A 15,050-nucleotide genomic window follows, 5' to 3' on the forward strand; every position below is an offset into this window, starting at 1 on the left:
GATTTACTTCTCTCCTGCTTCGAGTGCGAGGACAGTGCCCGCCTCTTTTACAAGATGATCAATTGCTGCACGCGCCGCGTTAGAACGCTTGGAATTGATAGCGACCCGTGGCGATGAGGCTTCCTTGATTTCCCAACCGGTAGGAAGATGTCCGCTGATTTGCCAGTCTTCGAGAACTTTCGCGGCGATTTCGTCCGCATCCTCCTTCACGACAGCGGACTCAAGTAGGTCAGTGCGCCCAAGCTCCATGAGGAGGCGAATAATTTCCTCATGGCGGGGATCAGACGGCGACGGTAGCCCGTCAACAATTTCACGGCCCTGCTCCTCAGCCATAGCGAGAAGCACAGCACTGTCGGTACAGACCGCTTTCATTCCGGGCGCGGACTTCGATACGCTGCCCAGCTCAAGGCCCTGGGCGTTCTTCACGGTGCGCTTGTCGCCCGGGTTCATGTCGCGGGTGATGCTGTCCTTGAACTCCTTATGGATGCCGTTGAGCTTCCTTAGCACGACGGCCTGGAGTAGGACCTTCTCGTACGGGTCGCGCTCTGCGGTTTCGAGCGCCGGTGTCGGGGTGTTATCATGTGTGTGCATCGTGTTTAGATTCCTTTCTGCCGATGCGGCCCCTCACTTATGGAGTTGCAGCTCCGAGGGGTCTTTTTACGTTTTAGGCTGCGTTCAGTAGCTCCTGCATCTCAATGCAGCGGTCTAGGTCGGCTTTCTTGAAAAAGACTCGCCACCCTAGTTTGGTCTCCGCGAGTAGCCCGTCCCTCCGGAGTAGATAAAGCGTGTTCCGTGAGATGCCTCCCAGGTATTGGCAGGCCTCCTTCTGGTTGTATAGCCCATCGTTTTTGTAGGCCATATAGTGATTCCTTTCTGCCTTGCAGGGCTGTACCGTCCGGTACTAGTTGGGCTCGTTTTGAACCCTTACCCAGTATTATAATGTACTATCCGGTACCGCGCAAAATTAAATACACACCCACTGATAACCTCATAGCCATGACCACACCCCAGCAGTGGCCTGCTGGCCAACTCCTCCAACACGCCCGCGAACGCGAGGGCCTATCCAAGGCCGAAGCCGCCCGACGATCCCGCCTATCAGAATCCTGGTGGCGCCGACTCGAGACCGGAATCAACATCCGAGACGGCAAAAAGATCCCCATCACACCCACCCCGGAAGCGCTAGCGAAAGCCGCCCAGGCCGTCAACCTCCCCGTGAACCAGGTACTCGAGGCGGCGGGTCTCGCCCCGGAACGGGAGAACCCGGAAGACCTACAGGACGAGGCGGCGCAGCTACTCAAGGCCCTACCCATTCCACTACAGCGGGAAGCCGTCGCCTACCTGAGGGGACTGACCGTAGGAAGTCGGCAGGGCTAGCCTCTCCGCGTACTGGGCTAGCGCGGCCTGAGCCTGCGCCCGCCCCACATGCACATACCCAAGCGTCGTATCCACAGTGGACTGACCAAGGATGACCCCAATCACCTGAGGCGGTACCCCGCACTCAGCCAGCAGAGACGCCGCCGTATGCCTAGCCGTGTGGAGGTCAACGACAGGCAGCCCCGCCGCCTTCAGGGCAGACTTCCACCTAGCCAACGCCACCTTCGGGCGCAGCGGTAGCCCGCGCTCGGACACCCACATGAGCCCCCACTTGTTCGGAGGTGCGGCCTGCACATACTGCCAGAGCATCGCATCCAGCGGAGCCGGAACATGTACGAGACGAACCGAGGATGAGGTCTTCGGTGGCGCCAAAATCAGATTCCCCCACAGGGGCTCGAAGTCATACCCAGGAGGTAAAGCAAGGCCACGGGTGGGGCACTTGCTCGGCCTCACACCATCGATGCACCGGCAGCCCTCGCCATGCGCCCAGGACACCTCGACCAGCGCCCTATCAAGCTCGGCTGTGCAGCCAGCCGGGGAGAAGTTCACCTTGTTGCGCTGCAAACCCAGTAGTTCGCCCTTACGGGGACCAAGGAATAGAAACGCCGCCCAGAGCGTTGCGAACGGGTCCCCCACTTGAGCCGAGTGAACTATAAGATGACGCGCCTCATCCGCCGTCAGCGACGTCCTCTTCTTCGACACCGCCCTAGGCCGAGGCACCTGAGAACACGGGTTCCGCTCGATGAGCCCACGCTTCACCGCATCCTCCATACAAACAGACAGCGAGGACCTCACCATCTGCACCGTCCGGCTGGATACGTGGGCATCTCGCACCGCTTTATCAAGCTCGCGCACCTCGTCCGCCCCGACGTCACTGAGCTTGTATTCGCCGAGCGTTGGGATGATGTACTTGGTGGCGTAGGACTTATGATTCCGCAAATTGTTCGGGGAGAAAGTTTCAGCCGCCGTAGTTTCAAGCCAGCGGGTGACGTGGGTTTCAACCGTGATTTCCTCGGGCGTGGAACGTCCTTTTTTGAGCTTGATAAATAGCTCGTTCCTACGCCTCACGCATTCCGCTTGCGTCTTGGCGGAGACAGTGCGGCGCACCTGGCGCCCCTTGCCGTCGTAGCCAACGGTGATAGCGGCGCGATACCGGCCGTCCTTGGTCTGGTATATGGAGCCCATGGTGAGGTCTCGTACTGGTCGCATTCGAACATCCTGAGTCGGTTGGTAGCTGGTCTTGGTAGCTAATTTTGTAGCTATCCTCCGATACAGGCTAGTACACGCTAGTACAAGTGCGGTAGATCGATGTAGCTGGAACTAAGTCAGAAACCCACCCTGTACTGGTACAGGAAAAACCCGACACTCAGACTTCCAAGCTGAAGACGCGGGTTCGATTCCCGTCATTCCCTCCAAGAAAGGCTGCACTGAGCACCTCTTTTAGGTAGCCGGTGCAGCTTTAGTCGTTTTCGCACCCGCTGGGGATGACCGCTCGGATTGCCGCCGCATCATGCCTGGCCATGCATCTTTTCTGTCAGAAGGCGCCGCCCCTACGTAGAGTGGGCCGCATGACTGTACCCAATATTGAACTCAACGATGGCAACACCATCCCCCAGCTCGGCTACGGCGTCTTCAAGGTAGACCCCGACAAGACCGAGGAACTGGTCCTCGAAGCCCTCAAGGTGGGCTACCGCCACATCGATACCGCTGCGATCTACGGCAACGAGGAGGGCGTGGGCCGCGCGATTGCTAAGTCTGGCATCCCGCGCGAGGAGCTGTTCATCACCACGAAGCTGTGGAATGACCGCCAGACTGATGCGGCCGCAGCTCTCGACGAGTCCCTAGAGAAGCTGGGCCTTGATTACGTGGACCTCTACCTCATCCACTGGCCCTGCCCAGATAACGGCCACTACGTCGAAGCGTGGAAACAGCTCATCGAGCTGAAGAAGGCCGGCAAGGCCAAGTCCATTGGTGTTTCCAACTTCGAGCTCGAGCACCTGGACCAGCTGGAAACGCAGACTGATGAAACCCCCGTGGTCAACCAGGTGGAGCTGCACCCCTACCTGCAGCGCTGGCGCGAGCTCGATGCCTTCCGCGCCCACCAGGTGCACATCGAAGCCTGGGGCCCACTAGGCCAGGGCAAGACAGATCTCTTCGAGCAGCCGGAAATCACCGAGCCTGCCGAGAAATACGGCGTTTCCCCCGCCCAGGTGATTATCCGCTGGCATCTGCAAAATGGCGTCATCGTATTCCCGAAGTCCGAAAACCCGGAGCGCATCGCGCAGAACTTCGATGTATTCGGCTTCGAGCTTGATGAATCCGAGATGGCTGCGATTACTGATCTTGACCTCGGGGAAGAGGGCCGCGGCGGCACCCACCCCAAGGATATGAACTAAGCCTCCGGAAGCTCCGGCGGAATGTTGGTGCGCTCGTACTCGGCAAGAATGTCGATGCGGCGCTGGTGGCGCTCAGCACGGGACCATTCCTGATCAAGGAAGGCGTCCACGATGGCGAGCGCCTCCTCCTCGGAGTGCATGCGGCCGCCGATGCCGATGAGCTGGGCGTTGTTGTGCTCGCGGGCCAGGCGTGCAGTCTCCGGGGACCACGCCAGGGCGCAGCGCGCGCCCTTCACCTTGTTAGCGGCGATCTGCTCACCGTTGCCGGAACCGCCCAGCACGATGCCGAGCGAGCCCGGATCGTTGACGGTCCGCAGCGCGGCTTCAATGCAAAATGCCGGGTAGTCATCCTCGGCGTCGTACTCATGGGCACCGCAGTCAATGACGTCGTGGCCCTGCTTCTTCAGGTGTTCGGCGATGACGTTCTTCGTCTCGAACCCTGCGTGGTCTGCTCCTAAATAAACGCGCATGGCCCACATCCTACCGGCCTGTGGGCCATCCCACGTACTAAACCTGCGGGGATTCGGTGCGGGAGCGCTTGAGTTCGAAGAAGTACGGGAACTGGGCGAGGCGCACGGAGGCGTCGAAAAGCTCGCCGGCTTCCTCGCCGGTGGGAACGCGCGTAATGACCGGGCCGAAGAAAGCGGTATCGCCGAACTTCACCACCGGGGTGCCGACCTCATCGCCGACCTCAGAAATGCCCCGGTTGTGAAACTCGGTGAGCTTCTCATCCATCTCTTCGGTGTTGGCCACGGAGGCGAAGGTGGAGGGGAGGGAGGCGTCGTCAAGCGCCTGCTTAATGATGTCATCGTAGGCACCGTAACCCTTCTTACCGCCCTGGCCCTCCGTGTGGATGCGGGTGCCCATGGCGGTGTAGAAGGCATCAACCTTCTCCGGGGCCTCCACGGCAATCTTGGCCGCCACGCGGGCAGGGCCCCAGTTGGCCTCCATCATCTTCATGTACTCCGGATCCAGGTCGCGGCCCTTGTTGAGCACGGACAGGGACATCGGTTCGAAGGTCACCTCGATATCGCGAACCTTCTCCACTTCCTTAATCCAGCGCGAGGTCAGCCACGCGAAGGGGCAGGAGCAGTCGAACCAGAACGTCACTTGTTGAGCCACGGTAAATCTCCTTTGCTTGTGTAGTCTTTGGCACCCCACCCTAGGCGTGTGACTACGCTGGTGCAGAGACTTTAGGTACAGAGAAAGAGGAGATGCACCTTATGACCTCGATTAACCTCACCCGCGAGGAAGCCCAGCAGCGTTCCGGCATGCTGGAGGTAAGCCACTACGACGTCGCCCTCGACCTCACCGGGGAGGAGTTTTTCACCTCCACCACGGTGGTGAAGTTCCGAGTTAAGAAGGCCGGTTCTACGTTTATTGATTTGCGCGGCGACGAGCTTCTCGAGGTCCGCCTCAACGGCGCTCCCCTGCCCACCAGTGCTTATGACCCGACCTACGGCATCCCACTGTCTGGCCTGCAGGTGGCAGAGTATGAGCTGAAGGTCGTGGCGAAAATCCGCTATTCACGCACGGGCGAGGGCCTGCACCGCTTTGTGGACCCGGTCGACGGCGAGGCCTACCTCTACACCCAGTTCGAGACTGCCGACGCCAAGCGCGTCTTCGCCTGCTTTGACCAGCCGGATCTGAAGGCGACGTACTCGCTGGCTTTTGAGGTTCCGGAGCACTGGACGGTGATTACGAACTCCCCCACCACGCGTTCGGGCAATACCGTGCGCGCGACGGTGGACTACCCGCTGTCGACCTACCTGGTTGCCTTGTGCGCGGGCCCGTATGTGGGCGTGACGGATACGTGGACAGGCACGCTGACGGAGCACCCGGAGGGCTCACCGGCTAAGTCCGTTGAGGTCCCGCTGGGGATTTACTGCCGCCCCTCCCTGCTGGAATCGCTCGACGCCGAGCGCCTGTTCACGGAGACCAAGCAGGGCTTCGATTTCTACCACCGCAACTTCGGCTTTGCCTACCCCTTTGGCAAATATGATCAGATTTTCGTACCGGAGTTCAACGCGGGCGCGATGGAGAACGCCGGCTGCGTGACCATTCGTGACGAGTACGTCTTTACGTCGCAAGCCTCGCACTACAACTACGAGCGCCGCGCGGATACCATCCTGCACGAGCTGGCCCACATGTGGTTCGGTGACCTCGTGACCATGCAATGGTGGGATGACCTGTGGCTCAACGAGTCCTTCGCCACCTGGTCGGCGGCGATTTCCCAAGCAGAGGAAACCGAGTACGACACCGCGTGGGTGACCTTTGCCAACGTGGAGAAAGCCTGGGCCTACCAGCAGGATCAGCTGCCCACGACGCACCCGATTTCCACGGATGCTTCTGACATTGAGACCGTGGAGCAGAACTTCGACGGCATCACCTACGCCAAGGGAGCGTCGGTGCTCAAGCAACTGCAAGCTTATGTGGGCCGCGAAAACTTCTTCGCCGGCGTGCGCCGCCACTTCCAGGAACACCAGTGGTCGAATGCCACCTTCGGGGATCTGCTGCGCCACTTGGAGGAGGCTTCGGGGCGTGACCTGTCCTTCTGGGCACAGCAGTGGTTGAAGACCACGGGGGTCAACACGCTGGGCGTGGCGTTGGCGACAGACGAGTCCGGTACCATCACCCAGGCTTATCTCACCCAGCGTGGCGATACCCTGCGCACGCACCGCATCGCTGTCGGCGTCTACGCCTTGCAGGGTGAGAAGGTGGTGCGCACCGAGCGCATCGAGATGGATATCGATGGTGCCTCCACCGAGATTCCGGAGCTTGTCGGTCGCCAGCTGGCGGATATCGACTTCGTGCTGCCTAACGACGATGACCTCACCTACTGCCTCATCGAGTTAGATGCGGGTTCCTTGCAGTTCCTGTTGGAGAATGTCGACAAGTTCGAGGACCCCATGGCCCGCACTTTGTGCTGGTCCACCGCGTGGGAGATGACCCGCGCGGGCTCGATGCGCGCCCGCGATTTCGTGGCGCTCGTGGCCCGCGGTGCGGCAGCGGAGACCGAGCTCGCCGTATTGGAGCGCATCCTCACCCAGGCCGCAACGGCCCAATCAACCTACGCCGACCCAGAGTGGGCAAAGGAGGATACGCAGCTTGCTCGCGCCCTCCTTGACGGCGCCCGCTCCGATAGCGCCGAGCGCTCCATCGTCTTCACCCAAGCGCTGGCGGGCGTTAAGCTTCACGACGCCTCCCGCACCTTCTTCCAGGACCTCCTTGAGTCCTCCTCGGATGCGGGCCTGCGCTGGAAGGCGCTCACCGCGCTCATCGCTGATGGCTCGCTTGCCGACGTCACCGGCCCCGAGGCCGCCGGTGCCGCCATGACGGCTGTGGCTGAGGAGCTCAACCGTGATAACACCGCGACGGGCTACCAGGCCTCGCTTAAGGCGTTGGCTGCCGTGAACACCGAGGACAACAAGCGCGCGGTGTGGGACGAGATCGTGGCCGGTGAGCTGGGCAACCGAGACTTGGAGTCCAAGCTGGCGGGCCTGACATTCGTAGGCTCCGACGAGCTGCTGCCGAGTGCTGAGTTCTTCGACGTAGCGGAAAAGATCTGGTCCGCGCAGTCCAACGAGATTGCTCTGACCACGGTGACCGGGTTGTTCCCGCGCTGGGATATCAACCAGGAGACCCTCGACCGCGCCGACGAGTTCCTCTCCCGCGACCTGGCCGGCGGCCTGCGCCGCGCCGTGACCGAGCAGCGTGACCGCCTCGCCCGCGCCCTGCGCAACCGCGCCGTCGACCGCGGTTAGCACACGCGTCTAGCCCCTCACTTGAGGGGCTTTTCTCGTTCCAACTCCACGCCCGCCACGCGCGCCTAGGACCAAACCGCACTCCTCACCATGCCAGCCCCCGCGCGCCGATGGGGTCTGCGTTCACCCCGCACCGTTCCAGCATCTTATCCCTTGCTGCACGTTCACCACACCACCTGAACAGGCATTTTCCTCCTCTGGTTGCGGGGTACATAGACCTGTTTTAGTCTCTGTGCCCATGGGGGATATCGAAACCTACATCCACCTACGCAACTCGGGGATCGCGCTGGTGGAACATATACCTGGCACACCCGACGAGCTCCGCGCGCTCGGCGCAGATGCCTCCGATGCCGCCGAGCTTTCACACCTACATCAGGTGTATTTCGGGCCGACCCGCTTTACGGGTAAACAACGCAAAGCCCGCACCGCAGCCCTTCAACAACGCCACAGCCTGGGCACCCTGACACTGATTGAAACCTACACATCCAAGGTGAAAAAGACCCTGGATGCCTGGAACCTCCGAGCAAAACTCGCCGCCACCCCCGCACACCGCATCCGCCAGGTCGCCACCGCACGACTGAAAGAACTCAAGCGTAAAAGAACCGCCAAATGAGGTTACCCTCGTTTAGTGGACACCCTATTTGTACGGATCTTGTGTCCGTAAGAGAGGATGTTCATTGTGAGTCAACAGCGCAAGAAGTACACGCCTGAGTACCGGCGTGAAGCCGCGAACCTGGTAATCGAGTCAGAGCGCCCGATTGCCCATGTGGCTAAAGAGATTGGTGTTTCCGCCGGGCTTTTAGGCCGGTGGGTCAAACTAGAGCGTGAACGCCGAGGAGCCTCGGATGGGATGAGTGAGGCTGATCTTCGTGCTGAGAATGCTCGTCTGCGCCGTGAGTTGGCGGAAGCCAAGATGGATAACGAGTTTTTGTCAAAAGCGACAGCCTTCTTCGCCGCGAAGCAACGCGAGCAGAAAAGTTCGAACTAATGCAGCAGGAGAAGGCGAACTACAGCATCAAGCGCATGGCACGACTATTAAAAGTATCTCGGTCTGGATACTACAAATGGGCCCATGTGCAGCAGAAACGACTATCCGGAAAGGATGATCGGGCAGCATTTTACGATGATGTTGACCGTAAGATTCATCAGATTTGGAAAGACTCTGATGAGGTTTATGGTGCTCCGCGGATCACCGCAGAGCTCGCCGAGCGCTACCGCATTTCGCTTAACCGTAAGACTGTGGCGAAGCGGATGCGCATGATGGGCATTGAAGGGATTTCACCGCGTGCCTTTGTCCCGGTGACTACAATCCAAGCCAAGCGTAAGTCGAGTCTTCCTGACCTGGTCAAGCGCATGTTTGATACTGGTGAGCTCAACCGGGTGTGGATGTCGGATATTACCTACCTTCGCACCGGTGAGGGCTGGCTGTATTTGTGCGCGGTCCGCGATGGTCATTCCCGCAGGGTATTGGGCTGGGCTATGGATAGCGTGCAAGACACAAGTTTGGTCGAACGGGCCCTGCGGATGGCGCATACACTGCGCGGTGATGTTCCTGATGGGCTGGTGTTTCACGCTGACCGCGGAACGCAATTTACCAGTGAGAAGCTCTGGGAGGTCTGCAGCAGACTGGGCATTGCTCAGTCTGTGGGGCGTACTGGTGTGTGCTTCGATAACGCGATGGCTGAGTCGTTCTGGTCGACGCTAAAGACTGAATTCTACGACCGTAAGCGCTGGGCGAGCCGTGATGCTGCACGCAAGGCTGTTGCCTACTGGATTGAAGTCGTCTACAACCGTCGGCGCCGGCACTCTGCACTCGGAATGGTCAGCCCCGTCGACTTCGAGAACCACGCCGGCGCAATCAACAGCAGAAAAGAAATAGCTGCCTAACCACTAGGTAGCTCCACTACGTGTCCACGATTTGCGGGCAACCCCACAAACCAGGCGTACGCATCACCTACCGCGAACAAGGCCCCAACACCCTCTCCATAACCGATGACGCCACCACGATTGCCAACATGCGCGGCGTACTCGAATCCACCAACAACACCGACCTACTCCAAGCCGCCAACGACGTCTTCTTCAAAGAGTCAGGCGGTTCTAAACCCGCGGTGCGCACCCAAGTCATCGTCACCCTCAACGAGCTAGACCAGATTATTAACGGCGACGGGGATGACATCGAACTCAACCTCACCAACGGCGCGCGCATGACAGGCGCAGAATTCTTAACCCACAAGTTCGCCGAAATAGGCTACGCCACCCTCGTCCACCCCCTCGACGGGCCCATCAACACCTGGCGACTATCACGTGGAGCAAACCTCAACCAACGCCTTAGCCTGCACGCCGAATCCCACACCTGCTCACGTCCTGGGTGTAATAAACCAGCTGATTACTGCCAAGTCCATCACCTTATCCCCTGGCAGGCAGGTGGCTACACCAACATCAACAACCTGACCTTCTTGTGTGCCTACCACAACGGCATTAATGATGATGACCCTTTAAGACCTACCGGGCGCGGCTACATGTACCGGCTGAACACCGGGGTCAGCTTCATCCCACCCTGGGGTGCACCAATTACCGCGATGCCGGAATACCAAGAAGCACTAGCCAGACTCAACGCTGAGCGGGAAACAGCCACAAAGACACAGGCCCCAGCACCAGCCCAAGGACCACCGGCCCAAACCCCAATCACAGCGCCAGCCCAACCACCAGACCCACCACCCGACACCAGCTAACACCCACAACCAGCAAACGCAGCAACGACAGAAAGGACAGGGCTCACCGCCAGCAACAACACCGCCACCCACCAACCGAGGGAAGCTTCGCGGGTACATCGGCGATCCTTCAGACAGCACCACCCGCGGACCGCAACAAGGTACGCGGGAATTCGGAGATCCCAGACCACGGTTGATGCACCACAAAATGCAGCGGGAGAGCGAGACCCTTAAGCCCTTAAAGAACGAGACCCGCCAACCGGATGGTGGGTGGCGGGTTTCCCGGCGTACGCATTCGCATTTTCGGCAGGAAAGAGCTTATGGCGGTTCCCTCGCTGGGTTTCTAGTCGAGGGTCGGCGTGGGATCCTCGCCGATGACAACTTCCACCGTGACCGCATCGGGGCGCAGGGTCTCTTCCAACTGAGCGGCCACGACGCCGCTTTCCGCCTTGATGGTTCGCGTAATGCGCAAGACCGGCTGGTTGCGTCCCACGCCCAGTGCTTTTTGTTCCTCCGTGCGAGCGGTGGCGGCCACGAGAGAATCACGCTTAAACACTGGTGCCAGGTCAAGCTCCGTCAACAGCTCGGTCAGGGGCTTCTGTATATCTTCTTCCGCGAGGCTCGGCGCCAAGGCCTGCGGGATAAGGAGCGTGGAGGCCATGATGGGCGAGCCCGCCGATACCTGCACCGTGCGGCATTCCCACACGGAATCCCCCTCCTCAATCCCGAAGGTGGAGGCAACATGCCCCGGGGCTTCAATAAACACCAACGACAGCACCCGCACCTCCACATCGAGGCCATGCTCACGCAACTGGTCAAGGGCACTGCGCCCACTCGTCAGGCTCAGCGTCGGCGGGGTGGCACGCACGAAGGTGCCGCCGGTGCGTCCGCGCTTGCGGTCGATAAGGCCCTCAATCTGGACGATATCGAGCGCGTGGCGCACCGTCATGCGCGCGACCTTGTATTCCTGAACCAATTCCCGCTCGGTGGGAAAGCGGTCGCCCGGCTTCAACTCGCCGGACTCGATCTTGCTCCTAAGCGAATCCGCGATCACCAAGTAGGCGGGGCGGCGGCGTTGAGAGGTGGACACGTCTCATAACTGTACCGTGTGCTGGGTTTCTCGCATCTTGAGCGAAAACTCGCCACCTACTTGCGCTGGTTCAGCTCAATACGCGGGCGCACGCGGACCTCTGTCAGCTGCGTCGTCGGCCCAGCGTCGACGGTGGCGCGAATAGCCTTCGCCACCTCCACAGGGGCGATGACGTGCTCCGGGTTATAGTCCTGCAGTCCCTGCAACATCGGGGTATCCGTCGGGCCCGGCGCGACGGTGGAAACGCGGATGCCGAGCTCGCCGAGGCGGAGGCCGTCGGCAAGCGCGTAGAGCGCGTGCTTCGTGGCAGCGTAAATAACGTTGTCGCCGTAGGAGTGGATGCCGGCACCGGAGTTGATGAACACCGCAAGCCCCTCCGCCGCACGCAGCGCAGGCAGCAGCAGTCGGGTCAGCTCGGCTGGCACGTGCACGTTGAGGTCCATCTGCGCGCGCCAATCCTCTGGCCTAGCGCTTTCCACAGAGCGCTTATCCGCCCGGGCCGCCGCGTGCACAAGCACGTCGACGCGCTCCAGCGAAGCCAGCTCGGCGGGAAGCGCGGCGCCGTCGAGAAGCGACAGCAAGTCGATTTCTACCGGCACGATGTTTTCTGCCTCCGGCAGCTCCCCGGCGCGCCGCCCCAGGGCATACACGCGGTGGTCTCGGGCAAGGTCCTTGATGATCTCCACGCCCATTCCACCGGTTGCGCCGGTCACAACAGCAGTCTTCACCATGATTATTCCTCCTTCATTTAGCGGAAGCGCTTCGGCACATCGGGCTCCCCCAGCGTCAGCATCAGGCGGTTTGCCCAGTTGAAGAACGCGGAGGAGTTGATGACGTCGATGATTGCCAGCGTATCGAATCCCACGGCCTCGAGGCGCTCAACGTGGGAGGCGTCGAAGTCAAAAGGCGACTTGGTCAGGACCAGGGCGGCATCGCGGATGGCGGACCACTGCGCCGAGCCCAGGTCAGCGTCCACGCCTTCCTCAAGCAGGCGGTCAACCGCTGCCGCGTCACCGCCCTCTTCCTTGGCGCGCTGCTGGTGCACCGATGCGCAGTACTCGCAGCCATTAAGGCGCGAGACCACCGTGGCGGCCAGCTCACGTTCGGCGCGCCCCAATCCACCGTCGGTGTTGTAGAAGATGTCCAGGTCCGTGAGCGTGCGCGCCTTGAGCGCTGCCGGGTCGCGGGCCAGCAGACGGAAATACTCCATGTCGATGCGCTCGGGCTTAATCAGCGCGTCACGCTGCGCATCCGTGAACTCCTCCTTCGGCTGCGGCGGCACCCACGGCTTCCAGCCCAGCGAGTGCGCCACAAAGCCCTGCGGCTTGGCGACGTCCGGCACCAACGTCCCCTCCCCCGGCACCCATTCCGGGGTCTGGGTGGGACGCGGCGCCTCAGTCACGGGCGCGGGCTGCGCGGTACCGGCAAGCACGGAGAGGCCGTGCGCCACGCGCAGCTGGAAAGACAGGAAGCTGATGAGCTGTGCCAGCGTCACGATGTCATCGTCGGACCAGCCTGCCGCCTGCAGGTGACCAATCGCGGCCGGGGAAGCGTCCTTAGGGTGGAAGGCCAGCAGGTGGGCGAAGTCGAGGGCGGCGGCAAGGCGCGGGGAGCCGTCGAAAAGCGTGAAGCCGCCATCGATATAAGGGCCGGTGGTGATGCCGCGCTCCACCGCGCGGGTTATCTCGGCGGCGAGCTCCTCCGATTCCTCCGCCAGCAGGTCGGAGTAAAAGTCGACGGCAGGCGCCGCCTGGTACACGCCCGCCACAAAGGTAGCGATGGCGTAGCGCTCCGCATAGCTGAACGTACCGGGCTCCGCAGGCTCGAGGAGCGCGGCGAAGGAGGCCTGCGCGTTCTCCTTGGCTTCGGGCCGACGCTCGCGCAGCTGAGCGACGTCCCCTTCGACCCCCGCTACTAGGTTAATGATGTCTGCCATGATCTAATCCTTTCTTTTCCGGCCCCAGGCTACAGGCCCAGGTTGAGGTCGCCGGCGCGGTAACGCGAGCCGGGGATGGCCTCGATGAGCTTCCGGGTAAACGGTGACTGTGGGTTGCTAAAGACCTCGGCCGTGGGGCCGCATTCCACCTGCTGGCCCTTCGAGAGCACCGAGACAGTATCGGAGATCTGGTTGACCACCGCCAGGTCGTGCGAGATGAAAATGTAGGTCAGGCCAAGCTCCTCCTGGAGCCGGGAAAGCAGCCGCAGGATCTGGGCCTGCACGGTGACGTCGAGGGCGGAAACGGCCTCGTCGAGGATGACCAGCTCCGGTTCCACGATCATGGCGCGCGCGATGGCCACGCGTTGGCGCTGACCGCCGGAGAGCTCGCGCGGACGCCGGTCATAATAATCCGGGTTGAGAGCTACCAGGTCCAAGAACTCCTTGGCCTTTTCCTTGGCCGCGCTGGCACGCGCCCCCTTCAAATTCCGCAGCGGCTCCGCCACCGTCTGGCCAATCGTCTGCTTGGGGTCCAGCGAGCCATAAGGGTTCTGGTAGACCAGCTGGATGTTGTTTCGCTCTTCGCGCAAGGCCTTACCGCGCAGGCCCACAATGTCGCGCCCGCCCACGGTGATGTTGCCCGATGTCGGGGTGTTGAACATGGCGATGCTGCGCCCCGTCGTGGTCTTGCCGGAGCCGGACTCGCCCACGATGGCGTGGGTCGAGCCCTTGGCCACGGTGAAGGAGATGCCATCGACCGCAGTGAAATCACCGAAGCGCTGGGTCAGGCCTTCAACGCGCACCAAGGGTTCGCCAGTCGCCGCGCCGTGGGAAACAGAAGAAGCGCGTTCAGCGGTTGCACCAGCCTTCGCAGCGGCGCCGGTGGTTGCTGTGCTGGCGCCGGCGTCGGTGAGTGTGCGGGGGTCAGGCTTGGCGGTACTGCGTGGAGCGGATGTGCCGGCGTCGGCGACGGTGAGGGAGGGGGCGTCGGCAAGCAGGCGTTTGGTGTAGTCGTGGCACGGGTTCGTCAGCACCGTGGCGGCCAAGCCCTCCTCGCGCAGCTGGCCGGATTCCATGACCACGACGCGGTCGGCGCGGTCACCGGCCACGGCGAGGTCGTGGGTAATGAAGAGGATGCCCATGCCGAGCTCCGCGCGCATGTCATCGAGAAGATCGAGGATGATCTTTTGCACGGTGACATCCAGCGCAGAGGTTGGCTCGTCCGCGATGATGAGGTCAGGCTCCAGCGCCACGGCGGCAGCAATGAGCACGCGCTGCTTCATGCCGCCGGACAGCTCGTGCGGGTACTGGTGATAGCGGCGCTCAGGGTCATCGATGCCGACGCGCTCCAGGAGTTCCAGTGCCTTAGCTTTGCGCTCGGCCGCGGTGCCGACCTTGTGGATGCGCAGCCCCTCCTCCACCGAGGCGCCGATGGTCTGCACCGGGTTGAGGGAGTTATTGGGGTCCTGCGGGATAAGCCCGATGCGCCGCCCCCGCAGCTCACGCCACTCGCGGCGGCGCAGCGAGGTGATATCGCGGCCATCGAAGGTGATGGTTCCGGCACCGATAGTGGCATTCGAGGGCAGCAAACCGATGGCTGCCATAGCGGAGGTGGTCTTGCCGGAGCCAGACTCGCCCACGATGGCGGTCATCTGTCCTGGACGAACCTCGAGGTTAACGCCTTGCACGGCGGAAACGTCACCACCTGCGGTGGAATAGGACACGTTGAGGTCCCGCACGCGCAGCAGGGGCTGCGCTGCATTCTTTGTAACAAACATG

At 61.5% G+C, this 15,050-nt stretch carries 13 protein-coding genes and 2 pseudogenes; 6 read left to right on the forward strand and 9 right to left on the reverse strand.

The features are described 5' to 3' along the window. Positions 1–3 precede the first annotated feature (3 nt). Both CAURI_RS10620 and CAURI_RS14335 read right to left on the reverse strand, forming a co-directional pair. Positions 4–591 (reverse strand): hypothetical protein, encoded by a 588-nt coding sequence (locus tag CAURI_RS10620; protein WP_010191030.1) that lies wholly within the window; start codon positions 589–591, stop codon positions 4–6. 73 nt (positions 592–664) lie between these two features. Continuing rightward, positions 665–859 (reverse strand): helix-turn-helix domain-containing protein, encoded by a 195-nt coding sequence (locus CAURI_RS14335; RefSeq protein WP_010191031.1) that lies wholly within the window; start codon positions 857–859, stop codon positions 665–667. Between the two features lie 137 nt (positions 860–996). On the opposite strand from CAURI_RS14335, the gene CAURI_RS10630 reads away from it, so the two are divergent. Further along, positions 997–1,374, forward strand: coding sequence for a helix-turn-helix domain-containing protein (locus CAURI_RS10630; RefSeq protein ID WP_010191032.1), 378 nt, complete (start codon positions 997–999; stop codon positions 1,372–1,374). Here the strand turns inward: CAURI_RS10630 and CAURI_RS10635 are convergent. Then, the gene (locus CAURI_RS10635) at positions 1,315–2,583 is read right to left on the reverse strand and encodes a tyrosine-type recombinase/integrase (protein WP_012715253.1); all 1,269 of its coding nucleotides are present in this window, start codon (positions 2,581–2,583) and stop codon (positions 1,315–1,317) included. The genes CAURI_RS10630 and CAURI_RS10635 overlap by 60 nt on opposite strands. A 359-nt stretch (positions 2,584–2,942) precedes the next feature. Here CAURI_RS10635 and CAURI_RS10640 point away from each other — a divergent pair, with 359 nt between their 5' ends. Beyond that, complete coding sequence (locus CAURI_RS10640) at positions 2,943–3,770, forward strand: aldo/keto reductase (protein WP_035117630.1); 828 nt, start codon at positions 2,943–2,945, stop codon at positions 3,768–3,770. Here the strand turns inward: CAURI_RS10640 and CAURI_RS10645 are convergent. Both CAURI_RS10645 and CAURI_RS10650 read right to left on the reverse strand, forming a co-directional pair. Further along, positions 3,767–4,240, reverse strand: coding sequence for a ribose-5-phosphate isomerase (locus tag CAURI_RS10645; protein WP_010191143.1), 474 nt, complete (start codon positions 4,238–4,240; stop codon positions 3,767–3,769). The genes CAURI_RS10640 and CAURI_RS10645 overlap by 4 nt on opposite strands. Positions 4,241–4,277: 37 nt before the next feature. Then, positions 4,278–4,892 (reverse strand): mycothiol-dependent nitroreductase Rv2466c family protein, encoded by a 615-nt coding sequence (locus CAURI_RS10650; protein WP_010191144.1) that lies wholly within the window; start codon positions 4,890–4,892, stop codon positions 4,278–4,280. 101 nt (positions 4,893–4,993) lie between these two features. Between CAURI_RS10650 and pepN the strand changes: the two genes are divergently transcribed. From pepN to CAURI_RS10675, 4 genes and pseudogenes are all read left to right on the forward strand, one after another. Next, complete coding sequence (gene pepN / locus CAURI_RS10655; RefSeq protein ID WP_010191146.1) at positions 4,994–7,534, forward strand: aminopeptidase N; 2,541 nt, start codon at positions 4,994–4,996, stop codon at positions 7,532–7,534. 238 nt (positions 7,535–7,772) lie between these two features. Further along, a pseudogene (locus CAURI_RS10660) lies at positions 7,773–8,144 on the forward strand (HNH endonuclease signature motif containing protein); the annotation flags it as partial. A gap of 60 nt (positions 8,145–8,204) precedes the next feature. Then, positions 8,205–9,421, forward strand: a protein-coding gene (locus CAURI_RS10670) for an IS3 family transposase (protein ID WP_157860598.1) whose coding sequence is annotated in 2 segments (ribosomal slippage) — positions 8,205–8,466 and positions 8,466–9,421 — 1,218 coding nt in all. Because the reading frame shifts where the segments join, the coding sequence is not laid out codon by codon here. Positions 9,422–9,468: 47 nt separating this feature from the next. Then, positions 9,469–10,266 (forward strand): annotated as a pseudogene (locus tag CAURI_RS10675) (HNH endonuclease signature motif containing protein); the annotation flags it as partial. Between the two features lie 322 nt (positions 10,267–10,588). Here CAURI_RS10675 and CAURI_RS10680 read toward each other — a convergent pair. Genes CAURI_RS10680 through CAURI_RS10695 form a run of 4 tightly spaced genes read right to left on the reverse strand, consistent with a single transcriptional unit; the run spans position 10,589 to position 15,049 of the window. After that, positions 10,589–11,335, reverse strand: a complete 747-nt coding sequence (locus tag CAURI_RS10680; protein ID WP_010191153.1) for a GntR family transcriptional regulator — start codon at positions 11,333–11,335, stop codon at positions 10,589–10,591. A 56-nt stretch (positions 11,336–11,391) separates the two neighbouring features. Further along, on the reverse strand, positions 11,392–12,066 hold the full coding sequence (locus CAURI_RS10685) for an SDR family oxidoreductase (protein ID WP_010191155.1): 675 nt from the start codon (positions 12,064–12,066) through the stop codon (positions 11,392–11,394). Between the two features lie 17 nt (positions 12,067–12,083). Next, positions 12,084–13,271, reverse strand: a complete 1,188-nt coding sequence (locus tag CAURI_RS10690) for an alkylhydroperoxidase domain protein (RefSeq protein ID WP_010191158.1) — start codon at positions 13,269–13,271, stop codon at positions 12,084–12,086. Positions 13,272–13,300: 29 nt separating this feature from the next. Beyond that, the gene (locus CAURI_RS10695; RefSeq protein WP_010191160.1) at positions 13,301–15,049 is read right to left on the reverse strand and encodes a dipeptide ABC transporter ATP-binding protein; all 1,749 of its coding nucleotides are present in this window, start codon (positions 15,047–15,049) and stop codon (positions 13,301–13,303) included. Between the last annotated feature and the right edge of the window lies 1 nt (position 15,050).

The organism is Corynebacterium aurimucosum ATCC 700975 (assembly GCF_000022905.1).
Lineage (GTDB): Bacteria > Actinomycetota > Actinomycetes > Mycobacteriales > Mycobacteriaceae > Corynebacterium > Corynebacterium aurimucosum_F.